Genomic DNA, 21442 nt, shown 5'->3' on the forward strand with positions numbered 1-21442 from the left:
TTTTGGTGCGCAGCCCCATTCTCCGGCTTACAACAGCCAAAACTCTTAAATCTTCCAAACCCATTCCCCACACATATCCCCGTTTTCCCATTACATTATCTGAACCGCGCGTTCATTTAATCAATTTATCCATTATCCAACACAAAACATAATCTTATGCACGTTTCCGAACTACAGACCCAGCATATTTCCAAACTTTTGGAAATGGCCGAACAACACGGCATTGAAAACGCCAACCGCCTACGCAAACAAGATTTGGTGTTTTCCATCGTCCGCCACATGATGAAACAGGGAGAAAGCTTCAGCTGCTCCGGCACGCTCGAAATCCTGCCCGACGGCTTCGGCTTCTTGCGCAGCACCGACACTTCCTATCTGGCCAGCCCCGACGATATCTACGTTTCCCCCAACCAAATCCGCCGCTTCAACCTGCACACCGGCGACACCATCGAAGGCAGCGTGCGCGTACCCAAAGACAACGAGCGCTATTTCGCCCTCGTGCGCCTCGACAAAATCAACGGCGACGACCCGGAAGTGTGCAAACACAAAATCCTGTTTGAAAACCTCACCCCCCTCTTCCCCACCCGTCCGATCAAGCTCGAACGCGACATCAAGGCCGAAGAAAACATCACCGCCCGCGCCATCGATTTGGTTTCCCCCATCGGCATGGGTCAGCGTGCCCTGTTGGTGGCGCCGCCCAAAACCGGTAAAACTGTGATGCTGCAAAACATCGCCCACGCCATCACTGCCAACTATCCCGAAGTGGTGCTGATTGTGCTGCTGATCGACGAGCGTCCCGAAGAAGTAACCGAAATGACCCGCTCCGTACGCGGCGAAGTGGTGGCCTCCACCTTCGACGAGCCCGCTGCCCGCCACGTTCAGGTAGCCGAAATGGTGATTGAAAAAGCCAAACGCATGGTAGAGCACAAAAAAGACGTGGTGATCCTGCTCGATTCCATCACCCGCCTGGCGCGCGCCTACAACACCGTTGCCCCCACCTCCGGCAAAATCCTTACCGGCGGTATGGACGCCAACGCCCTGCACCGCCCCAAACGCTTCTTCGGTGCCGCCCGCAACATCGAAGAAGGCGGCTCGCTCACCATCATCGCCACCGCGCTGGTGGAAACCGGCAGCCGCATGGACGACGTGATTTTTGAAGAATTCAAAGGCACCGGCAACATGGAACTGCACCTCGACCGCCGCATGGCCGAAAAACGCGTGTTCCCTGCCATCAACATCAACAAATCCGGCACCCGCCGCGAAGAAATGCTCGTTTCCAACGACCGCCTGCAACGCATGTGGCTGCTGCGCAAATTCCTCCACCCGATGGACGATCTCGAAGCCACCGAATTCCTGGTGGGCAAACTCAAAGACAGCAAAACCAACGACGAGTTTTTCGAGCTGATGCGCGGCAAATAAACCCGACAATTCAGTCCCACCAAAACACCGGCTCAACTTGTTGAAGTCCGCACTTTCAGGTAGCCTTTAAGGCTACCTGAAAGTCATAACAAATTTGCCAATACTCGATAATGTAGAATATTGGGCGCAAATGGTTGGGATGCAGTCATTCTCTGCTGGCGCAGCCGAACGGAGCGTGGTTTTTCGGGGAACAAGGGCTTGCATGTTCGAAGCGGCGCAGCCGCAAGTTGCGAGCCCGCCCGAAAAACCGCGCGGAGGGAGGGAAGTTTGGCGAAGCCAAACCTGTGCCCGCAGTCGCCTTTCTTTGCTTCCTTTCTTTGGCGAAGCAAAGAAAGGAAGTGCCCCGCGCCGGCATGAGGCGCAAAGGGGAACAGAACACAAATAATAAAAATCTCCGGGAATCCAATTTTGCTTGTAAGCAATATGCGCTTCAATTCAACTTTTGCAAATAAATGAGTGGATGGGCTTTAGGCCAGCATCCTAATGATAGTAAAGTATTTTAACTATAGCCCTTACACCTAAAGGCTACCTGAAAACATGACCACCCTCGACTATGCCGACAGCCGCACCCTGTGGCAAACCATCCTGGCCGAAACCGCCCAAGCCGCCCAAAGCGAGCCCATGCTTGCCAGCTTCCTGCACCAAACCGTGCTGCGCCACAGCAGCATCGACCGCGTGCTCGCCTTCCACCTTTCCAGCAAACTGGCCAGCCCCGTGATGGACAGCCGCGCGCTCAACGAAATCTTCTTCCAGGCACTCGACAGCGACACCCGCATTTCCAAAGCCATGCAGGCCGACATCATCGCCTACTACGAACGCGACCCCGCCTGCGACGCCTACTACCTGCCGCTGCTCTACTACAAAGGCTTCCACGCCGTGCAGGCCCACCGCATCAACAACTGGCTGTGGCAGCACGGCCGCAAAACCCTCGCCTACTTCCTGCAAAACCGCGCCTCCGAAGTGTTCGGCATCGACATCCATCCCGCCGCCCGTTTCGGCCACGGCATCATGGTCGATCACGGCACCGGCCTTGTAGTGGGCGAAACCGCCGTTTTGGGCAACGACATCTCCATCCTGCACGGCGTAACCCTCGGCGGCTCCGGCAAGGAAGGCGGCGACCGCCACCCCAAAATCAGCGACGGCGTGATGATCGGCGCCAACGCCTCCATCCTCGGTAACATCCGCGTGAACCAATGCGCCAAAGTCGGCGCCGGCAGCGTAGTGGTAAGCGACGTGCCCGCCCACAGCACCGTCGTCGGCGTGCCCGCCCGCGTGATCGGCCAAGGCAACGTGCGCCCCTCCGCCGATATGGATCAAAGCCTGGATTCATGAAGGCAGATAAAGGCTACCTGAAAACAAACAGAATAGCTTTCTGCCCGGCCAATATGCCGGCAGACGATTTCAGGTAGCCCTTCCACCAGCCCGCCGCTGTATAATCCCGCCATCCGCCCGATTGCACCCGACCATGAAAGTTGCCTTTTTCTTTCTTTACCTCATCCAGCTGCTGCCCTTCGCCGCCATCCAAAAGCTGGCCGACGCCATCGGCAGCCTCGCCTATTACGCCGTCGCCCCCCGCCGCCGCATCGGCGAAATCAACCTGCGCCTGTGCTTCCCCGAATTGAGCGAGAAACAGCGCAAAACCCTGCTCAAACGCCACTTCCGCCACATGGCCAAACTTATCCTCGAATACGGCCTCTATTGGTATGGCAGCGCCGAACGGCTCAAATCCCTCGTCCACTATCAAGACAAACACCATCTCGACAACGAGCTCGCCGCCGGGAATAAAGTTATCCTGCTTTATCCCCACTTCACCTCCTTCGAGCTTGCCGTGTATGCGCTCAATCAAGACGTGCCGCTCACCAGCATGTATTCCCACCAGAAAAATCCCGTGCTCGACCAGCAAATCCTGCGCGGCCGCCACCGCTACAACAACGTCTTCCTCATCGGCCGCACCGAAGGCCTGCGCGCCATCATCAAGCATCTGCGCGCCGACCCCGCCCCCTTCCTCTACCTGCCCGACCAAGACTTCGGCCGCAAAGATTCCATCTTCGCCGACTTCTTCGGCATCCCCACCGCCACCATCGCCGGCCTTTCCCGCATCGCCGCCCTTACCCAAGCCAAAGTCGTGCCCGCCATCCCCACCCGCCAGCCCAACGGCCGCGTTACCCTGCGCTTCTACCCTGCCTGGGAAAACTTCCCCAGCGAAGACGTGCAAGCCGACGTACAGCGCATGAACGACTTTATCGAAGAGCGCGTGCGCGAACAGCTCGAACAATACTTCTGGCTGCACAAACGCTTCAAAACCCGCCCCGAAGGCAGCCCCGATTTCTACGCCAAACCCGGCAAATCCTGACCACACACAGGCCGTTGGAAAGCAATCTTCCAACAGCCTGTTCGCAACCCACACCAGAAACAAAGGCTACCTGAAAACAGTTTCAGGTAGCCTTTGTTGCTTTAATACCTGCCATACCATTCGCATAGCAGCCCATAATCCCCATACCCTCAATCAGCATGCCCTGCCGATACACATGAGCACCCAACTACTGAATAGCAAAACATTTCTATTTCTCTAAATATTTTCAGGTAGCCTCCCGCTATTCAGGGGCTACCTGAAAATCCGTATCCACACTAAAACGGCTTATACACCACCAAATACAACGCCGCTGCCATCACCAGCACCGGGATCTCGTTGAACACGCGAAACCAGCGGTGCGAATAGCGGTTGCGCCGCTCTTGGAAATCGATAAGCAGGCGGTAGCAGTAGAAATGGTAGCCCGCGAGGATAACGGCCAGCGTGATTTTGGTGTGTACCCAGCCCTGGCCCCACCAGCCGGTGAAAAACGGAATCAGCAGCCCGAACAACACCGCACAGATACCCAGCGGCGTCATGAATTTAAACAGGCGCTGCGCCATGCCCAGAAGCTGGCGGTATTCCGTGCTGCCTGTCGGCACCATGGCCAGGTTCACATAGATGCGCGGCAGGTAAAACAAGCCGGCAAACCACGAAATAATAAAGAAAATATGCAGCAGCTTGAACAGCAAATACATAGGGCTACCTGAAAATAATGTGAACTGAATAGGGAAATACTGTTACCACTTTACGCCTCCCGCCGGCAGGCAAATGATGGCGGCAAGGCAATGGCGTGTTGCACTACTGCCCCGCTTGCCGTGAAAGCAGGTAATCACGCCCATAGGCGGCGACGGTTTCGCTCAGCCGCCACCACTGGAAGGCCATTAGCGACAGCACTTCGCTGGCCATGAATTTAGCGCGGTTCTGCCCGCTGTAGCGGCTGGTGGGTGTGGGCTCGGTTTGGTAATCCAGCCCCACATAATCGGCCACGGCGGCGGCGCGGGCGAGGTGGTAGGGGTCGCTGATGATAACTACGCTTTCCAAACCGTTGTTATACATTAAGGCTTTGGTGTTTTCCAAATTTTGCTGCGTATCGCGCGAAGTGGTTTCTAAAAGAATGTCTTTATTCGGTACGCCGTGGCCGCGGGCGTAGCGGCGAGCCACTTCGGCTTCGGTCATATAGCCCGCCTTGGGCGTGCCGCCGGTGAAAATCAGCTTGCCCACCCGATTGCTGCGGTAGAGCGTGATGCCGTGGTTGATGCGCTCGCGGAACACGGGCGAAGGATTTTTGCCCCAGGCCGCCGCGCCCAAAACCACCGCTGCATCTGCCCGCCGGGAAGCGGTGCGCGTGCTGTAACTGTACACCAGCCAAGTGCACCATGCGGCCTGCACCAGCAACACCAGCAGGCAGAGCTTGATGCCCCGCCAAACTTGGCGCAGCAGGGAACCGCGGAATATGGCCAGCATGGTGGTCTCACATATGATGATATAGTGGATTAAATTTAAATCAGGACAAGGCGGCGAGCCGCAGACAGTACAAATAGTACGGCAAGGCGAGCCAACGCTGTACTGGTTTAAATTTAATTCACTATAACTCAATCAGTTAATCGAACAAGGCAATAATATTTTCCAGCGGCCGGCCGATGGCGGCGCGTTGGCGGTATACCGCAATCGGGCGCTGCAGCAACGCAGGATGTTGGTGCAGCGCGGCAATCAGCTCGTCTTGGCTCAACTCCGGCTTATCCAAACCCAGCTCGGCGTAGGCCGCATCGCCGGTACGCATGATGCTGCGCACATCTGAGCTGCCGAGCTGTTGCAGCAGCCTACGCAAATCGGCTTCGGAAGGCGGATTAGCACGGTAATCCAGCGTTTGCACGGCCACGCCCGGCTGCTGTTGCAGCCACTCCAAAGCGGCGCGGGATTTGGAACAATTCGGGTTGTGATACAGCAAAACGGTTTCGCTCATGGGGGATGCTCGCGGGAAAATGATGATTTAAACAGCGGCTTGTCAGCAAAAATAGCTGATGCCATTATAGTGGATGAACAAAAATCAGAACCAGACGACACAGCCACAGACAGTACAGAAAGTACGGCAAGGCTAGCCCGCCCAGCCGGAAGAACTAGCCGCATCGGCCATCGGCCGTTTCTATTCCAAGCCGCTATATCGTACAATAAACGTCCTTGTTTTCACAATTTGGAAATCTGTTTTGAAAAAATGTGTTGGATTGGCCGCCCTGCTGGCCGCTGTTCCGCTGTATGCGGCGGATTTGGTAAACCATGCAGACAACCGCCCGGCCTCGCTTGATACCGGCGCGCAGAAGCGGGTGCAGGTGGTGAACGTGTGGGCGACCTGGTGTGTGCCGTGTCGGCGCGAGATGCCGGCGCTTTCGCAATGGTATGCCGCCGAAAAACGGCAACGGCGCGGAGTGCGCGTGGAGATGGCGGGCGTGGCGCTGGATAAGCCTGCCGATGTGAGCCGCTTTTTGCAAAGCGTGCCGGTACGCTACCCGATTCTGCGCTACACCGGCAATGACAGCACCGCCTGGATGCACAGCCTGGGCAACCCAACCGGCGCCCTGCCCTTCACTGTAATCCGCGCCCCGGCCTGCGGCAACTATCGCAAAACCTTGCTGGGCGAAGTATCGCCGCAACAGCTCACCCAGGCAGTGGCCGAAGCGGCAGCGAAATGCCGTGCAGGCTGAAACGTTTGATATCAACGAATGGTATAGTGGATTAAATTTAAATCAGGACAAGGCGACGAAGCCGTAGACAGTACAGATAGTACGGCAAGGCGAGGCAACGCCGTACTGGTTTAAAGTTAATCCACTATATGAAGGCTACCTGAAATTTTTCAGGTAGCCTTTTTAGCCTATTGATGCCAACCAATTAAGCCAAGGCCTGCTCAATCAAGCTTTTCACTGCGGCCGCGCTGTTGGGCAGCACGGTAACGTGTTGCGGCAAATTTTCCAGTCCGGCCAGCGCGGTGGGGCGCGGCGGGTGTACTTCATGCCCGGCGGCTTCGCTGATGGTCTCGGCAAACTTGGCTGCCAACGCGGTTTCCAGGCACACGACGGTTTCGCCGGCCTCGCGCAATTCGCGCGCCACTTTCACGCCGTCGGCGGTGTGCGGGTCGAGCCATTCGCCGTCACTGGCGTGTACGGCGCGGATGGTGTCTAGGCGGTCGGCGTGGCGGCCGGAGCCGGACACAAAGCCGAAGGTATCGCGGATGCGCGGCAGTTCGGCGGATAAATCGAAACCTTCGCCCGAGGCCACCTGCTGCCACAAAGAGGCTACCTGAACGCTGTCTCGCCCCAATAAATCAAACACAAAACGCTCGAAATTAGAAGCTTTGGAAATATCCATCGACGGGCTGGAGGTAACATAGGTTTTAGCGGCACTGCGCGGGCGGTAGCGACCGGTGCGGAAGAACTCGTCCAGCACATCGTTTTCATTGGTGGCCACCATCAGGCGGCGGATGGGCAGACCCATCTGCTTGGCGATATGCCCGGCACAAATATTGCCGAAATTGCCGCTGGGCACGCAGAAACTCACTTCTTCGCTGTTGCTTTCGGTGGCGCGGAAATAGCCGGCAAAGTAATACACCACCTGCGCCACGATGCGCCCCCAGTTGATGGAGTTCACCGTGCCGATGCTGTATTGCTGCTTGAAGGCGGCATCGTTTTGCAGTGCTTTCACAATGTCTTGACAGTCGTCAAACATGCCTTCGATAGCAATATTGTGGATATTGGCATCGGCCAGGCTATACATTTGCGCCCGCTGGAAGGCGCTCATTTTGCCGTGCGGCGACAGCATAAACACATGAATGCCGGCCTTGCCGCGCAGGGCATATTCGGCGGCAGAACCGGTGTCGCCGCTGGTGGCGCCGATGATGTTCAGGCATTTGCCTTCGCGCGCCAGCACATATTCGAAGGCGTAGCCGAGGAACTGCATGGCCATATCTTTGAAGGCCAGTGTGGGGCCGTTGGACAGGGCTTGGATTTTGATGCCGTCGGCAAGGGTGCGCACCGGGGTGATTTCGGGCGTGCCGAACACGGCTTCGGAGTAGGTGTTGCCCACCAGGCGGCGCAAATCGGCTGCCGGAATATCGTCGACAAACAGGCTCATGATTTCAAATGCCAATTCGGCATAGCTCAAATTTCGCCAGCGTTGCAACGTGGCTGCATCTACCTGCGGATAACGCTCCGGCAGCATCAGGCCGCCATCAGGCGCGAGGCCCATAAGCAAAACTTCGCTGAAAGATTTGGGCGCGGTTTGCCCGCGCGTGCTGATGTATTTCATAAAAACACCGTTGGAATAATGAATTGTATAAAAAGGCTACCTGAAATCCGAAGCACCGAAATCGGTAAACGACACCGGATCGCGGCGGCTGAGCCAATACCAGGCCAAAAGCCCGCCGCACACCGCGCCGCCCACATGCGCCAAATGCGCGATATTGTCGCCAAACAGCGATACCCCGCCGAACTGGGCAAACAGCTCATACCCCACCGCCACCGGCACCAAATACTTCGCCTTAATCCGCATCGGCAAAAACATCACCGTGAGCGGCGCATCCGGGAAGCACAGCGCAAACGCCGCCAGCACGCCGAACACCGCGCCCGATGCGCCCAGCAGGTGCGTATAAAACGCCATCGCCAAGCCGTCGGGCACATTGGGCAGGCCGCCAGAGAGCAGCGCCGAGCGCACAGTGGCCTCGTCCAGCCCGATTTGCTCGGCCACATTGCGCACACCGTTGGCAATCAGGTATTCGTTCCAGCCCGTATAAAGCAGCGCCCCGGCCAAGCCGCACAGCAAATACAGCAGCAAAAAACGCCGCTGGCCGAAGCGCAGCAGCAGCATCGGCGCAAACGAACACAACACCACCATATTAAACAGCAGATGCGTGAAATTCGCGTGCAAAAACATATGGCTCAGCCACTGCCAAGAGTGGTAGCGCGGATGCTCCAGCGGCCACAACGGGCCGGCCAGCTGCAAAAATTCAAAACCCGGCAGCTGCATCAGCACAAACACCAGCACATTCAGCGCCAGCAAGGCATACAGCACCGCAAAATCAAAACGGAATCGCATACGGAAAAATCAGTCAACCGTTAAAAACAGCCCATGCCGGGCTATTTTCAGAAAATCGGAAACACAGCTTTCAGGCAGCCTTTCAGTATTCGCAGCCGATGCGCTTGAGGCTACCTGAAAGCCATCGCGCCGCATCATACCACATCCCACCCCCTCCCCCTGAAGCCGCCGCACAGAATTTGCTATAAAATCCACCCCAACGCCTTACCACTTTTCAGGTAGCCTGCCATGCCCAACGACCTCTTCGCCCAAACCCCCGCCGCCCCCCTGGCCGAACGCCTGCGCCCGCACACCCTCGACGACGTAGTCGGCCAGCAGCACCTGATCGGCGCGGGCAAGCCCCTGCGTGTGGCCGTGGAAGGCGGGCAGCCGCACTCCATGCTGCTGTGGGGGCCGCCCGGCGTGGGCAAAACCACCCTCGCCCGCATCCTCGCGCAGAGCTTCAACGCCCAATTCCTGCCCGTATCCGCCGTATTTTCCGGCGTGAAAGACATCCGCGAAGCCGTCAACAAAGCCGAAATCGCCCTCCAACAAGGCTGCACCACCATTTTGTTTGTCGACGAAGTACACCGCTTCAACAAAGCCCAGCAAGACGCCTTCCTGCCCTATGTGGAAAGCGGCCTGCTCACCTTCATCGGCGCCACCACCGAAAACCCCTCCTTCGAAGTGAATCCCGCCCTGCTCAGCCGCGCCCAAGTTTACGTATTGCAAGCCCTTTCCGCCGACGAACTCGCCCAGCTCGCCGCCAAAGTGTTCGCCCTGCCCGAATACCGCAGCTTCAGCCTCGAAGAAGACGCGCAAAAACTGCTCATTCAAACCGCCGACGGCGACGCCCGCCGCCTGCTCAACCTGCTCGAACAGCTCCTGCGCGCCGCCGCCACCCGCCGCATCAGCCAGCTTAACGCCGATTTCCTGGCTGACAGCCTCGGCAGCCAAATCCGCCGTTTCGACAAAGGCGGCGAAAGCTTCTACAACCAGATCTCCGCCCTACACAAATCCGTGCGCGGCTCCCACCCCAACGCCGCCCTCTACTGGCTCTGCCGCATGCTCGACGGCGGCGCCGACCCCCGCTACCTCGCCCGCCGCATCGTCCGCATGGCCTGGGAAGACATCGGCCTGGCCGACCCCCGCGCCCTCACCATCGCCAACGAGGCTGCCCACACCTACGAACGCCTCGGCTCCCCCGAAGGCGAGCTCGCCCTCGCCCAAGCCGTGCTCTATCTGGCGGCCGCCGCCAAATCCAACGCCGGCTATACCGCCTACAACCAAATGCGCCAATTCGTGAAGCAACACGGCAGCGCCGAAGTGCCGACCCACCTGCGCAACGCCCCCACCAAACTCATGCAAGAGCTCGGCTACGGCCGCGCCTACCGCTACGCCCACGACGAACCGCACGCCTACGCCGCCGGTGAAACCTATATGCCCGAAGGCCTGTCCGAACCCGATTTCTACCAACCCGTGCCACGCGGCCTCGAAGCCAAAATCGCCGAAAAATTATCCTGGCTCAAAGATTTGGATAAAGCCGTACAAAACAGCACTACGCAGCCGGAAGGCAAAAAGGCTACCTGAAACATTTTTCAGGTAGCCTTTTCGCGGTTTGGCTGGCATAAACCCCGCCCTATGTGTTTTCAGGTAGCCTTTCGATGGGCTATGCCTAGTGCCTTGGCTGGCGGTAGTTGTCGAGATCGACGATGCGTTCGAGCAGCATGTCGCACAAATCGTCCATGCTGTCTTCGTCGAATGCGCCGTTTTCGGCCACGAGGTCTTCGAGCCAATCGAGGCTGCGGCAGAGGCGCTGGTAGTTGATTTCGGTGTAGGCGGCGGGGCTGGCGGGGAGTTCGCTTTGCAGGAGGGCGAGGCCGTCGTCGCAGAGGTTGTCCCAGGCGCCGAGGCGGCAGGATTCGCAGATATCTTCGGCGGTGCGCACCATTTCGCCAGTGTCGCCGCTGCTTTCAAACAGGAGCTGGGCTTCTTTGCCGTAGGTGGTGTCTTCGAAATATTCATGCCAGGGCTCGAAGCTGAGGCCTTCGAAGTTTTGCGGTACGAATTCTGCGGGCAGGTTGCTCAGCAGTTCGAGCATCTCTTCGGCGCTGTAGAAGCGGCCGTGCGCGCCCACTTTTACGGGGTCGGGGATTTCGCCCCAGTAAAAGCCGCTGAATTCTTCGAGCAGGATTTGGAAGGTGTTGTCGTGCCGGTCGATGATGCCGAGGAAGTCGTGGTGCTGCTGCAGGCGGCGGAAGTATTGGGGCAGCTCGGTAGCGGATACGGTAACGGGGCTGCCGCCGTCGATGTGGGCATCGTCGGTGTAGAAGGAATAGAAGATTTGGTAGGTGCGGTTCATGGCGGGGCTTGGCGAAGGGAAAAGGCTACCTGAAAATGCGGTGGCAATGCGGTGGTAATCAGGTAGCGCGGGTGTTTACGGCAATAAAATCAGTGCCGTTAGTTTGCCTGGCGCGGCTGGAAACTGAATCTGCCCCGGCCAGGCCAAACCGGATGGAGCGGGATTAGGGCCGGCCGGTGCGGGGGCTGATGGTGAGGATTTCGCAGCCGGTGTCGGTAACGAGCACTTCGTGTTCCCATTGGGCGGAGAGTTTGCGGTCTTTGGTCACCACGGTCCAGCCGTCTTCGAGGATGCGCAGGTGGCGTTTGCCCTGGTTGATCATGGGCTCAATGGTGAAGATCATGCCGGGTTGCAACACGGGGCCGGTACCTCTTTTGCCGTAGTGGACGACTTGCGGGTCTTCGTGGAAGCTGCGGCCGATGCCGTGACCGCAAAATTCCTGCACCACGGAATAGCCGGCGTTTTCGGCGATTTGCTGGCAGGCATAGCCTATGTCGCCAAGGGTGGCGCCGGGCTTCACGGCTTCGATACCGGCCATCATGCTTTGATGGGTGATGTCGATCAGGCGCTGCGCCTGCGGGCTGATGGTGCCCACGGCATACATGCGGCTGGAATCGCCGTGGAAGCCGTCTTTTTTGATGGTGATGTCGATATTGAGGATATCGCCGTTTTTCAGGGGTTTATCGTCGGGGATGCCGTGGCAGATAACGTGGTTTACGGAGGTGCAGCAAGATTTGGGGAAGGGGGGATTGCCGTAGTGCAGGGGCGCGGGGTAGCCGCCTTGCACGTTGACATGATAATCGTGCACCAGCTGGTTGAGCTCGTTGGTGGTAACGCCAGGCTTGACGAAATCGCCGATGTAGTCGAGGGCTTCGGCGGCCAGGCGGCCGAGCTCGCGCATTTTTTGGATTTCTTCGGGGGTTTTGATGATGATGGCCATATTGTTTTTCCTAATCATTTCGGTAACGGGCTACCTGAAAAGCAATGCTTTGGCCGGACTTTTGCCAGACCAAAACTTTTTCAGGTAGCCTTGATATTACTCCTGTTCGCCGTTGCGGCGTTTGCGGCGCAGTGGGATGCCGTGGGCGCCGTATTTTTGCGGCACGATGCCGCTGCGGGCGAGCAGCATGAGTGCGCCGAGCAGCATCATGCCGAGCGCGGCCAGCGGAGCCGTGTTGATAAACATTTGGTTGCGCAGGTAAATAGCGGCGCCGATATACATCAGCATGGGGCCGTGCACGATGCTTTGGGTGTTGATGCCGTCGAGCAGCAGCAGGGCAAGGCCGCCCAACACCAGCGCGAGAGCCAGCAGTGTGGCGGTGGTGGGCAGGATGTCGGTGCTGCTGAGGAACCAAACGGCGCCGAAAATAATCAACACGATGGGAAGAGCAAGGGAGGATTGTTTCATAAGGGGCTCCTGCTGAAGGTGGGGCTACCTGAAACTTGGCGGCATGGCGCTTTCAGGTAGCCTTTAATCGGACACACAAGCAACTCAGCGGTTTTTCAACAGCCGCTGTTTTTCGCGCTTCCAGTCGGCTTCTTTCATGCTTTGGCGTTTGTCGTGCTGTTTTTTGCCTTTGGCCAGGCCGATGTCCATTTTGATGTAGCCGCGCCGGTAGTGCAGGTTGAGCGGCACGAGGGTATAGCCGCTGCGCTCTACCTTGCCGATCAGCTTGTTGATTTCGCTCTGCTTGAGCAACAGCTTGCGCTGGCGCACCGGATCGGGCTTAACGTGGGTGGAGGCGGTGGGCAGCGCGGTGATGTGGCAGCCCACCAGGTAAAACGCGTCTTTTTTCCAGTGGATATAGCTTTCTTTCAGCTGCACGCGGCCGGCGCGCACGGCTTTCACTTCCCAGCCGTCGAGCACCAATCCGGCCTCGAGCTGGTCTTCGATAAAATAATCGTGAAAGGCTTTTTTATTGTTGGCGATACTCATGATGCTTTGCCGTTTCGTGACAGAAAGCGGATTTTAACAGCAAACCGTGCTGCTGAACATTCGCCCGGCGCTGCTAGGCCAACGGCTTTGGCAGGCAGATAGAGTGAATCCACATTAAGAATGCTGCCCATCAACCAGCCTTGCCGTGCCGCTTGTACCGTCTGCGGCTTGCTGCCTGGTGCTATTCTTCATTTTAATCCACGATACTTTCAGGTAGCCTTCTGCCGCCGTGCTACAATCTGCCTGTTTGAAATCAAACCCCGCCAAGGAAACCGCCATGAAGCTCTATCTCTACGACCACTGCCCCTTCTGTGTGCGCGCCCGCATGATTTTCGGCCTGCGCAACGTGCCGGTGGAAGAAATCATTTTGCTGAACGACGACGAAGCCACGCCCATCGGGCTGATCGGCGCCAAACAAGTGCCCATCCTGCAAAAGCCCGATGGCAGCCATATGGGCGAGAGCCTCGATATCGTGCGCTATGTAGACGAGCTCGCCGGCCAGGCCCGATTGGATGAAACCATCCGCCCCGCCGTGCAGGCTTGGTTCGACCAAGTAAGCAAATTCTACAACCATCTGGTGATGCCGCGCGAAGTGCGACTCGAGCCGCCACTGCCCGAATTCGCCACCGCCGAAGCCATTGCCTACTTCGTGCAGAAAAAAGAGCAAAACATCGGCAGCTTCGAGCAAAACCTGGCCGAAACCAGCACCTATCTCGATCGCATTCATATCGCCCTGCCCGAGCTAGCCGCACTGTTGGGCGAGCAGCCTTATCTCAACGGCAACGCCCCCGGCATGGAAGATATCATCATTTTCCCCGTGTTGCGCAACCTCACCCTGGTGAAAGGCATCGTCTTCCCCGCCAAGCTGCAAGCCTATATCGAACGCCTGTCGGCCGAGAGCAAAGTACCGCTCTATTCCGAGCGCGCCCTATAGCCATGAACATCCTGTCCGGCCACGCCCAAGAAGCCGCCGCCCGCACCAGGCTGCAACGCAGCCGCCGCCAGGCCGGCGGCCTGCTGCTGGCTGCCGTATTGCTGTTTATCGTTTCCGCGCTGTTTGTGCAGCGCCACCCCGCCCTAGGCTACCTGAAAGCCTTCGCCGAAGCCGCCACCGTCGGCGCGCTGGCCGACTGGTTTGCCGTAACCGCCCTCTTCCGCCACCCGCTCGGCCTCAAAATTCCCCACACCGCCATCCTGCCGCGCAACCAAAACCGCATTGCCGACGAACTCGGCCGCTTCATCGAAACCAACTTCCTGCCCGAGCGCCCCATCGCCATCCGCATCTACCGCCTGCGCATCGCCGAAAAACTGCGCCGCTGGTTGGCCCGCAGCAGCACCCGCCAAGAATGGCTGCCCGCCCTCGCCCGCCAAATCCCCGCCGCCCTGCAAACCATCCCGCCGCCAGAAGCCGCCCGCCTCGGCGCCGCCTTTTTAGCCACACACGGCAGCGGCAAACAACTCGGCACCGCCCTCTCCCAAGCCCTGCTCCTGCTCGACCAGCAAGGGCTACCTGAGACCCTGCAAACCGCCCTGCTCGGCCAAATCCGCCATTGGATCAAACAGCCCGACACCCGCGTTTTGCTCGAAGAAAACCTCCGCGCCTGGGCGGAAAAAATCGAAACCAGCCAGCCCGACACCTGGGACAAACTCAAAGCCCAGCTGCGCGGCCGCCTCGTTGGCCAAATCGACAGCTGGGTGGCGCAAAAAGCCCTCGACTGGGCCGACAACTACCTCGAATCCGCCCTCACCAGCCCGCAGCACGAGCTGCGCACCGCCTTCCGCCGCCAATACCGCGCCCTTGCCCAAGAGCTCGCCACATCAGAAGCCTGGCAGCGCAAACTCGCCATGGCCAAACGCCGCCTGGCCGACTCTCCCGAGCTGCAGCAGCACATCGCCCAACTGTGGCAAAGCCTCACCACCCGCCTCGCCGCCGATGCCCAACGCCCCGATTCCGCCGCTGCACGCCGGCTGAACAGCCTACTCACCTACCTGCTGCAGCAACACGCCGCCACCCCGCAGCAGCTGCGCCGCCTCAACGTGCGCCTCGCCCTGCTCGCCCGCAGCCTGGTGCGCCGCCACCGCCACGCCGCCGCCGAATTTATCGCCGACAAAGTGAAAAGCTGGGACAGCCGCCAAATGAGCGACAAACTCGAGCTTTCCATCGGCCGCGATTTGCAGTTTATCCGCATCAACGGCACCTTGGTCGGCGGCCTGGTCGGCCTGCTGATTTACACCCTCAGCCAATGGCTGCCCGCACTGTAGGCCACTTTCAGCTGTAAAAGGCTACCTGAAAACACACGAAGCCAGTTTCTGCCCCGCCCAAACCAGTTATCCCTTCGATAAACATGCAACGCCATAGAAAGGAATCATCATGATCCTCACCCGCCAGCAAGCCCTCGATATTTTCCGCCGCCGCGTTTCCACCCGCTACTACGACCCCGCGCACAAAATCAGCGCCGAAGATTTCGCCGCCATCCTCGATTTCGGCCGCCTCTCGCCCAGCTCTGTCGGCTCCGAACCGTGGAAGTTTCTGGTGATCCAAAACCAAGAGCTGCGCGAAAAAATCAAGCCTGTGGCCTGGGGCATGCAGGCCACCATTGCCGAAGCCAGCCACCTAGTAATCCTGCTGGCGAAAAAACACGCCCGCTACGACAGCCCCTTTTTCAGAGAGCTGGTGAGCCGGCGCGGCTTCACCCCCGAGCAGCGCGCCGCTGCCCTTGAGCGCTACCGTAGCTTCCAAATCCACGATATCGCCATCGCCGACGACGAACGTGCCCTGTTCGACTGGGCAAGCAAGCAAAGCTACATCGCCCTGGCCAATATGCTCACCGGCGCCGCCATGCTCGGCATCGATTCCTGCGCCGTGGAAGGCATGGACTACGCCGCCGTGGAGCACATCCTCGCCCAAGCCGGACTGCTCGACCCTGCCGAATACGGCGTGTCCGTGGCCGCCACCTTCGGCTACCGCGCCCGCGATATTCAGCCCAAACCACGCCGCGATGCCGCCGAAACCGTGATTTGGGCGGAATAAAGCAAACGGCCGAGCCGATAGCTTCAGCCTCGCCGAAAACGCACGAAGCGGTAATAAAACATTTCAGGTAGCCCCATCCAAGGCTACCTGAAAAAAGGAAACACCATGTCCGCCCCCATCCACCTCTACCGCCCGCTCCACACCCTCAAACCCTTCGGCAGCAATATCTGGATTGCCGATGGCGGCACCGTGCGCATGGCCTTTCCGCTCGGCCTGAGCATCCCCTTCAGCACCCGCATGACGGTTATCCGCCTCGCCGATGGCGGCCTCTGGTGCCACTCCCCCATCGAGCCAAACCCGGAGCTGTTATCCCAAATCAACGCACTGGGCGAAGTGCGCCACCTCGTCTCGCCCAACCGCATCCACTACGCCCATATCCCCGCCTGGCAAACACACTACCCCCAAGCTACCACCTGGGCCAGCCTCGGCGTGCGCGAACGCGCCGCTGCCCAGCGCATTGCCGTAGCCTTAGATGCCGATTTGGGCCCCAGCGCCCCGCCCCAATGGGCAGACGACATCGCCCAACTCCCCTTCCTCGGCAGTTCGGCCATGACCGAAACCGTTTTCTTCCACCACACCAGCCGTACCCTGATCCTCACCGACCTTATCGAAAACTTCGAGCCCAACAAATTCCCCAGCCGCTTCTGGGCGCAGGTAATGAAATGGGTCGGCATTGCCGAGCCCGACGGCAAAGCCCCGCCCGACTGGCGCGCCACCTTCCGCAACCGCGCCGCCGCCCGCGAGAGCCTGGCGCAAATGCTTGCCTGGCTGCCAAAAAAAATCATCCTCGCCCACGGCCGCTGCTACGAAACCAACGGCACCGCCGAACTGCGCCGCGCCTTCCGCTGGCTCCAGCCGGATCAATCCAAATAGTCGCCACAAGGATTGAGGCAAGGCCCCATATCTCTCTGATTTTGCAACAACGATTAAAGGCCACCTGAAACTTTCAGGTAGCCTTTTGCATAAGCAGCACAAACCGGCCGGCCGGTTTGCCTTTCCATCAACGGATCGTGTTGCCGATACGCGATCTGTCGCCTACGTTCATCCACACGAAAAACGCTTTGCCCACAATCAGCTTGTCGTCCACAAAGCCCCAGTAGCGCGAATCGGCGCTGCTGTCGCGGTTGTCGCCCATGGCGAAATACTTGCCCGCCGGCACGGTGCATTTAAAGCCGCTGCCGTCTGCTTTGTATTCGCAATTTTCGCGCAAGCCACTTTGGTAGCCGTTTGCAGCAAAATTATTGGCGGATTCGGCCAAGAAGGGGATGGAAACCGTGGGCGCATTTTCATTTTTCAGCACCTCGAAATGGCGGCCTTCCCAATCGACGGAAAAGCGGGTGGCTTCCAGAATCCGCTCCGGTTTGTAATCATCGGGATATTGGTAGCCGCCCACCAAATTATCCTGCTCGGTTTTACCGTTTACCGTCAGCACCTTATCATGGTATTCCACCACATCGCCCGGCAGACCGACAATGCGCTTGATGTAGTTGGTGTCCGGCTCCACCGGATAATTAAACACCACCACATCGCCGCGCTGCACTTGCCCCACCGGAATCAGCACATTATTCAACACCGGCACGCGGATGCCGTAGCTGAACTTATTCACCAACACAAAGTCACCCTTCACCAGCCCCGGCCGCATCGAGCTAGAGGGAATCTGAAACGGCTCGGCCACAAAGGTGCGCAGCACAAACACCACCAAAATCAGCGGGAAGAAACTGCCCATATAATCGCGGAAATGATTGTCGTCTTGCGCGGCTTCTTCGGCATTGTCGGTCTGCCGCATACGCTGTTTGCGTGCCGCGCGCGCCCACAGCCACACCGCGCCGGTAAACAGTACCAGCAGCAGCAAAACCGCCGTAAGGCTCATCAGCTTGGCCAAGAGGCCGAACGAGCCCACCATCATCAGGAGGTAGCCCCATTGCAGGCCGCCGCTCCATTCGCCGTTTTCCTGCCGTGTTTTACCGCTCACGGCAAACAGCACGATGCCGGCCACCACAGCGGCGATGGCGGCATAAAGGATTATATTGGATTGTTCCACTTTTATATTTTCCCGTTTGAAATAAGTTCGATAAGCTTTAAGCTACTTATCGCCCACCTGCAAAATCGCCAAGAACGCGCTCTGCGGGATTTCCACATTGCCCACCTGCTTCATGCGTTTCTTACCGGCCTTTTGTTTTTCCAGCAGTTTCTTCTTACGCGTAATATCGCCACCATAACATTTAGCCAATACGTTTTTGCGCAGCGCCTTCACGTTTTCGCGGGCGATAATCTGGCTGCCGATGGCGGCCTGCACGGCGATGTCGAACATTTGGCGCGGAATCAGTTCGCGCATTTTCGCTGCCAGCTCGCGGCCGCGGTGTACGGCGTTTTGGCGGTGCACAATCAGGCTGAGCGCATCCACTTTGTCGCCATTCACCATAATATCTAGTTTCACCAAATTGGCGGCACGGAACTCTTTGAAATGGTAGTCCAGCGAAGCATAGCCGCGCGAGGTAGATTTGAGTTTGTCGAAAAAGTCCATCACCACTTCGTTCATTGGCAAATCATAGGTGAGCATCACCTGGCGGCCGAGATACTGCATATTGATTTGCACGCCGCGCTTCTGGTTGCACAGCGTCATCACATTGCCCACGTATTCCTGTGGCACCAGGATGGTGGCGGTGATAATCGGCTCCAAAATGGATTCCACCGTGGCCAAATCCGGCAGTTTAGAAGGATTTTCCACTTCGATATGTTCGCCAGTCTTCAAAATCACTTCATACACCACGGTAGGCGCGGTGGTAATCAAGTCCATATCGAACTCGCGCTCCAAGCGTTCCTGCACGATTTCCAAGTGCAGCAAGCCCAAGAAGCCGCAGCGGAAGCCGAAACCTAGCGCTTGAGACACTTCCGGCTCAAATTTTAATGAAGCATCATTGAGTTGCAGTTTTTCCAGCGCATCGCGCAGGGCTTCGTAGTCGTGGCTTTCCACCGGATAGAGGCCGGCAAATACCTGGCTTTGTACTTCTTTAAATCCGGGCAGCGGCTCGGAAGCAGGGTTTTGCACCAGCGTTACCGTATCGCCCACTTTAGCTTGGCCGAGCTCTTTCACACCGGTAATCAAAAAGCCCACTTCGCCCGCTTTAAGCTCTTGTCTGTTCACTGATTTGGGTGTAAACACACCGAGCTGCTCCACTTGGCTTTCGGCCTTGGTGGACATAAAGCGTACTTTGTCTTTCAGTTTCAGCTGGCCATTTTTCACGCGGATCAGCATCACCACGCCAACATAGTTGTCGAACCACGAATCGATAATTACAGCTTGCAGCGGCGCGTTTTCGTCGCCTTCCGGCGCGGGGATTTTGGCCACGATTTCTTCCAGCACGTCTTCCACGCCCAGCCCGGATTTGGCCGAGCAGGTTACCGCGCCCACCGCATCAATGCCGACGATGTCTTCAATTTCCTGCGCCACGCGGTCTGGATCGGCGGCGGGCAAATCAATTTTGTTCAGCACCGGCACTACTTCCACGCCCAAATCAATCGCGGTGTAGCAGTTGGCCACGGTTTGCGCTTCCACGCCCTGCGATGCGTCCACTACCAACAGCGCGCCTTCGCAGGCGGAAAGCGAGCGGGAAACTTCGTAGGAAAAGTCGACGTGCCCGGGCGTATCAATCAGATTTAAAAGATAAGTTTCGCCATTACGGGCTTTATAGTTCAGCGCGGCGGTTTGCGCCTTAATCGTGATGCCGCGCTCTTTTTCGATGTCCATGCTGTCCAAAACCTGCGAACTCATTTCGCGGTTTTCCAAGCCGCCGCAGTGTTGGATGAAGCGGTCGGCAAGCGTGGATTTACCGTGGTCAATATGGGCGATGATGGAGAAATTGCGGATATTGTTCATATTTTGGCAAAAAAGTAAGCGGTCGTGATGGCAGGCAAAAGCATCGGCTTGGCCGATATGGGCTACCTGAAAAAGCGGAGCTTCAGCAAAGTTATAGTGAATTAAATTTAAACCAGTACAGCGTTGGCTTGCCTTGCCGTACTATTTGTACTGTCTGCGGCTCGCCGCCTTGTCCTGATTTAAATTTAATCCACTATAAAATAGCGGCGGCAACACAGCAAGCCGTGCCGAAACCGAGCTGCGTATTCTAGCCGAAAACGCTTGAAGCTGCCCGACAATTTAGCGGCCTCCTGCTTGACCCAGCACAAGTAAAAAGCGCAAGCCCCAGCCCGATAGCGCAGAATCGGGTATCATGCCCGTTTTTCGTATCGGGCTACCTGAAACCGCCGATTGGATTTTAGCTTCGTTTAAGTACCATTTTTTCAGGTAGCCTCCAAGCCGCTCCCTCACTATGCACGCCCTACTCCGCCTCATCCGCCCGCGCACCCTGCCGCTGGCCCTTGCCGCTGTTTGCTGCGGCAATGCCATCGCTTGGCACAGCAGCCCCGCAAGCTGGCGCGGCAGCGTGTTCCTGCTCAGCCTGCTCACTGCGCTGGCCCTGCAAATCGTCTCCAATATCGCCAACGACTACGGCGACGGCATACGCGGTACCGACCGCCACCGCGTGCCCGATGCGCCCGAGCGCCTCACCGCCAGCGGCCAAATTTCCCTCCTACACATCCGCCGTCTCCTCGTCGCCAGCGTATTGGCCGCCCTACTCCTCGGTGGTGCACTCATCGCCCTCAGCTTGCGCCACCCACAGCAATGGCTCGCTTTCTTGCTCTTAGGCAGCCTCGCCCTCGCCGCTGCCCTCACCTACACCCTCGGCCGCCACGCCTACGGCTACCACGGGCTGGGCGAAATCAGCGTCTTCCTGTTCTTCGGCCTGCTCGGCGTGCAGGGCAGCGCCTACCTGCAACAAGGCAGCTGCCCGCCCGAAGGCTGGCTGCCCGCCGCCGGCTGCGGCCTGCTCGCCGCTGCCGTACTGCACATCAACAATATGCGCGACATCGAAAGCGACTGCCAATCCGGCAAAACCACCCCCGCCACCCGGCTGGGCTTTGAGCGCAGCAAAACCCTGCACCGCCTCCTCCTGGCCGCCGCCCTCATCTGCTACGCCGCCCTTGCCCCGCAAATCCCCAGCGGCCTCTTCTGGCTAACTGCACTACCGCTGGCCGCCACCCACCTGCACCGCCTGCAAACCGCCACCAGCCCCGCTGCCGCCGGTCGCGAACTGCCACACATCGTGCGCCTTGCCCTGGCCGTCAACCTGCTATTCGGCAGCGGCCTGCTGCTCGACTCTCTAATCGCCGTATAACTGAATCACTCAACCCTTCTCTTTCAGGTAGCCTTTGCAGATAAATCAG

21 protein-coding genes and 1 pseudogene are annotated in these 21442 nt (G+C 58.2%); 11 read left to right on the plus strand and 11 right to left on the minus strand.

The window, feature by feature from the left end; all coding sequences use genetic code 11:
• The first annotated feature begins 156 nt into the window (after positions 1-156).
• The 3 genes from rho (at position 157) to ACO6EE_RS05995 (ending at position 3769) form a co-directional block, all read left to right on the plus strand.
• Positions 157-1416: a transcription termination factor Rho gene (gene rho / locus ACO6EE_RS05985; protein ID WP_067439618.1), complete on the plus strand. Its 1260-nt coding sequence runs from the start codon at positions 157-159 to the stop codon at positions 1414-1416.
• 537 nt (positions 1417-1953) lie between these two features.
• On the plus strand, positions 1954-2748 hold the full coding sequence (cysE, locus tag ACO6EE_RS05990) for a serine O-acetyltransferase (RefSeq protein WP_064090079.1): 795 nt from the start codon (positions 1954-1956) through the stop codon (positions 2746-2748).
• 133 nt (positions 2749-2881) lie between these two features.
• Complete coding sequence (locus tag ACO6EE_RS05995) at positions 2882-3769, plus strand: lipid A biosynthesis lauroyl acyltransferase (RefSeq protein ID WP_485959936.1); 888 nt, start codon at positions 2882-2884, stop codon at positions 3767-3769.
• A 275-nt stretch (positions 3770-4044) separates the two neighbouring features.
• Here the strand turns inward: ACO6EE_RS05995 and ACO6EE_RS06000 are convergent, their stop codons facing one another.
• The 3 genes from ACO6EE_RS06000 to arsC all read right to left on the minus strand — a co-directional run bounded on the left by ACO6EE_RS06000 (position 4045) and on the right by arsC (position 5732).
• Entirely contained in the window at positions 4045-4464 is a 420-nt protein-coding gene (locus tag ACO6EE_RS06000; RefSeq protein ID WP_485959938.1) for a CopD family protein, read from the minus strand.
• 103 nt (positions 4465-4567) lie between these two features.
• Positions 4568-5233, minus strand: coding sequence for a YdcF family protein (locus ACO6EE_RS06005; RefSeq protein WP_485959940.1), 666 nt, complete (start codon positions 5231-5233; stop codon positions 4568-4570).
• A 136-nt stretch (positions 5234-5369) separates the two neighbouring features.
• Positions 5370-5732 carry an arsenate reductase (glutaredoxin) gene (gene arsC / locus ACO6EE_RS06010; RefSeq protein WP_485959942.1) on the minus strand — a complete coding sequence of 121 codons (363 nt, stop codon included), beginning with the start codon at positions 5730-5732 and terminating at the stop codon, positions 5370-5372.
• Between the two features lie 241 nt (positions 5733-5973).
• On the opposite strand from arsC, the gene ACO6EE_RS06015 reads away from it, so the two are divergent.
• Positions 5974-6468 carry a TlpA family protein disulfide reductase gene (locus ACO6EE_RS06015; protein ID WP_485959943.1) on the plus strand — a complete coding sequence of 165 codons (495 nt, stop codon included), beginning with the start codon at positions 5974-5976 and terminating at the stop codon, positions 6466-6468.
• Positions 6469-6490: 22 nt separating this feature from the next.
• A pseudogene (locus ACO6EE_RS06020) lies at positions 6491-6598 on the plus strand (IS5/IS1182 family transposase); the annotation flags it as partial.
• Positions 6599-6652: 54 nt separating this feature from the next.
• Here the strand turns inward: ACO6EE_RS06020 and thrC are convergent.
• Both thrC and ACO6EE_RS06030 read right to left on the minus strand, forming a co-directional pair.
• Entirely contained in the window at positions 6653-8065 is a 1413-nt protein-coding gene (thrC, locus tag ACO6EE_RS06025) for a threonine synthase (RefSeq protein ID WP_485959945.1), read from the minus strand.
• Positions 8066-8101: 36 nt separating this feature from the next.
• Entirely contained in the window at positions 8102-8851 is a 750-nt protein-coding gene (locus ACO6EE_RS06030) for a rhomboid family intramembrane serine protease (RefSeq protein WP_485959947.1), read from the minus strand.
• A gap of 228 nt (positions 8852-9079) precedes the next feature.
• On the opposite strand from ACO6EE_RS06030, the gene ACO6EE_RS06035 reads away from it, so the two are divergent.
• On the plus strand, positions 9080-10420 hold the full coding sequence (locus ACO6EE_RS06035; RefSeq protein WP_485959949.1) for a replication-associated recombination protein A: 1341 nt from the start codon (positions 9080-9082) through the stop codon (positions 10418-10420).
• Between the two features lie 85 nt (positions 10421-10505).
• Here ACO6EE_RS06035 and ACO6EE_RS06040 read toward each other — a convergent pair whose 3' ends face one another.
• From ACO6EE_RS06040 to smpB, 4 genes are all read right to left on the minus strand, one after another.
• Positions 10506-11192 (minus strand): hypothetical protein, encoded by a 687-nt coding sequence (locus tag ACO6EE_RS06040; protein WP_485959951.1) that lies wholly within the window; start codon positions 11190-11192, stop codon positions 10506-10508.
• A gap of 163 nt (positions 11193-11355) precedes the next feature.
• Positions 11356-12132: a type I methionyl aminopeptidase gene (gene map / locus ACO6EE_RS06045; protein WP_485959953.1), complete on the minus strand. Its 777-nt coding sequence runs from the start codon at positions 12130-12132 to the stop codon at positions 11356-11358.
• 96 nt (positions 12133-12228) lie between these two features.
• A complete protein-coding gene (locus ACO6EE_RS06050; RefSeq protein ID WP_067527561.1) occupies positions 12229-12600 on the minus strand; it encodes a hypothetical protein in 372 nt (123 codons plus the stop codon).
• Positions 12601-12684: 84 nt separating this feature from the next.
• Positions 12685-13131: an SsrA-binding protein SmpB gene (smpB, locus tag ACO6EE_RS06055; protein WP_255361181.1), complete on the minus strand. Its 447-nt coding sequence runs from the start codon at positions 13129-13131 to the stop codon at positions 12685-12687.
• 274 nt (positions 13132-13405) lie between these two features.
• Between smpB and grxB the strand changes: the two genes are divergently transcribed.
• From grxB to ACO6EE_RS06075, 4 genes are all read left to right on the plus strand, one after another.
• Complete coding sequence (gene grxB / locus ACO6EE_RS06060) at positions 13406-14062, plus strand: glutaredoxin 2 (RefSeq protein ID WP_485959955.1); 657 nt, start codon at positions 13406-13408, stop codon at positions 14060-14062.
• A gap of 2 nt (positions 14063-14064) precedes the next feature.
• The gene (locus ACO6EE_RS06065; protein WP_485959956.1) at positions 14065-15390 is read left to right on the plus strand and encodes a DUF445 domain-containing protein; all 1326 of its coding nucleotides are present in this window, start codon (positions 14065-14067) and stop codon (positions 15388-15390) included.
• Positions 15391-15499: 109 nt separating this feature from the next.
• Entirely contained in the window at positions 15500-16159 is a 660-nt protein-coding gene (locus ACO6EE_RS06070) for an NAD(P)H-dependent oxidoreductase (RefSeq protein WP_485959958.1), read from the plus strand.
• A gap of 105 nt (positions 16160-16264) precedes the next feature.
• On the plus strand, positions 16265-17032 hold the full coding sequence (locus tag ACO6EE_RS06075; RefSeq protein ID WP_485959959.1) for a DUF4336 domain-containing protein: 768 nt from the start codon (positions 16265-16267) through the stop codon (positions 17030-17032).
• A 127-nt stretch (positions 17033-17159) separates the two neighbouring features.
• On the opposite strand, the gene lepB is transcribed toward ACO6EE_RS06075, so the two are convergent.
• Positions 17160-18200, minus strand: a complete 1041-nt coding sequence (gene lepB / locus ACO6EE_RS06080; protein ID WP_485959960.1) for a signal peptidase I — start codon at positions 18198-18200, stop codon at positions 17160-17162.
• Positions 18201-18242: 42 nt separating this feature from the next.
• Positions 18243-20036 (minus strand): translation elongation factor 4, encoded by a 1794-nt coding sequence (lepA, locus tag ACO6EE_RS06085; RefSeq protein ID WP_485959961.1) that lies wholly within the window; start codon positions 20034-20036, stop codon positions 18243-18245.
• A gap of 451 nt (positions 20037-20487) precedes the next feature.
• Between lepA and menA the strand changes: the two genes are divergently transcribed.
• Positions 20488-21393, plus strand: coding sequence for a 1,4-dihydroxy-2-naphthoate octaprenyltransferase (gene menA, locus ACO6EE_RS06090; protein ID WP_485959963.1), 906 nt, complete (start codon positions 20488-20490; stop codon positions 21391-21393).
• The last annotated feature ends 49 nt before the right edge of the window (positions 21394-21442 follow it).

It is taken from the genome of Eikenella sp. (assembly GCF_057315495.1).

Excerpts from the sequence above, each read along its gene's own strand:
- rho (WP_067439618.1), top strand. The coding sequence starts at position 157 with ATGCACGTTTCCGAACTACAGACCCAGCATATTTCCAAACTTTTGGAA.
- cysE (WP_064090079.1), top strand. The coding sequence starts at position 1,954 with ATGACCACCCTCGACTATGCCGACAGCCGCACCCTGTGGCAAACCATC.
- ACO6EE_RS05995 (WP_485959936.1), top strand. The coding sequence starts at position 2,882 with ATGAAAGTTGCCTTTTTCTTTCTTTACCTCATCCAGCTGCTGCCCTTC.
- ACO6EE_RS06000 (WP_485959938.1), bottom strand. The coding sequence starts at position 4,464 with ATGTATTTGCTGTTCAAGCTGCTGCATATTTTCTTTATTATTTCGTGG.
- ACO6EE_RS06005 (WP_485959940.1), bottom strand. The coding sequence starts at position 5,233 with ATGCTGGCCATATTCCGCGGTTCCCTGCTGCGCCAAGTTTGGCGGGGC.
- arsC (WP_485959942.1), bottom strand. The coding sequence starts at position 5,732 with ATGAGCGAAACCGTTTTGCTGTATCACAACCCGAATTGTTCCAAATCC.
- thrC (WP_485959945.1), bottom strand. The coding sequence starts at position 8,065 with ATGAAATACATCAGCACGCGCGGGCAAACCGCGCCCAAATCTTTCAGC.
- ACO6EE_RS06030 (WP_485959947.1), bottom strand. The coding sequence starts at position 8,851 with ATGCGATTCCGTTTTGATTTTGCGGTGCTGTATGCCTTGCTGGCGCTG.
- ACO6EE_RS06035 (WP_485959949.1), top strand. The coding sequence starts at position 9,080 with ATGCCCAACGACCTCTTCGCCCAAACCCCCGCCGCCCCCCTGGCCGAA.
- ACO6EE_RS06040 (WP_485959951.1), bottom strand. The coding sequence starts at position 11,192 with ATGAACCGCACCTACCAAATCTTCTATTCCTTCTACACCGACGATGCC.
- map (WP_485959953.1), bottom strand. The coding sequence starts at position 12,132 with ATGGCCATCATCATCAAAACCCCCGAAGAAATCCAAAAAATGCGCGAG.
- ACO6EE_RS06050 (WP_067527561.1), bottom strand. The coding sequence starts at position 12,600 with ATGAAACAATCCTCCCTTGCTCTTCCCATCGTGTTGATTATTTTCGGC.
- grxB (WP_485959955.1), top strand. The coding sequence starts at position 13,406 with ATGAAGCTCTATCTCTACGACCACTGCCCCTTCTGTGTGCGCGCCCGC.
- ACO6EE_RS06065 (WP_485959956.1), top strand. The coding sequence starts at position 14,065 with ATGAACATCCTGTCCGGCCACGCCCAAGAAGCCGCCGCCCGCACCAGG.
- ACO6EE_RS06070 (WP_485959958.1), top strand. The coding sequence starts at position 15,500 with ATGATCCTCACCCGCCAGCAAGCCCTCGATATTTTCCGCCGCCGCGTT.
- ACO6EE_RS06075 (WP_485959959.1), top strand. The coding sequence starts at position 16,265 with ATGTCCGCCCCCATCCACCTCTACCGCCCGCTCCACACCCTCAAACCC.
- lepA (WP_485959961.1), bottom strand. The coding sequence starts at position 20,036 with ATGAACAATATCCGCAATTTCTCCATCATCGCCCATATTGACCACGGT.
- menA (WP_485959963.1), top strand. The coding sequence starts at position 20,488 with ATGCACGCCCTACTCCGCCTCATCCGCCCGCGCACCCTGCCGCTGGCC.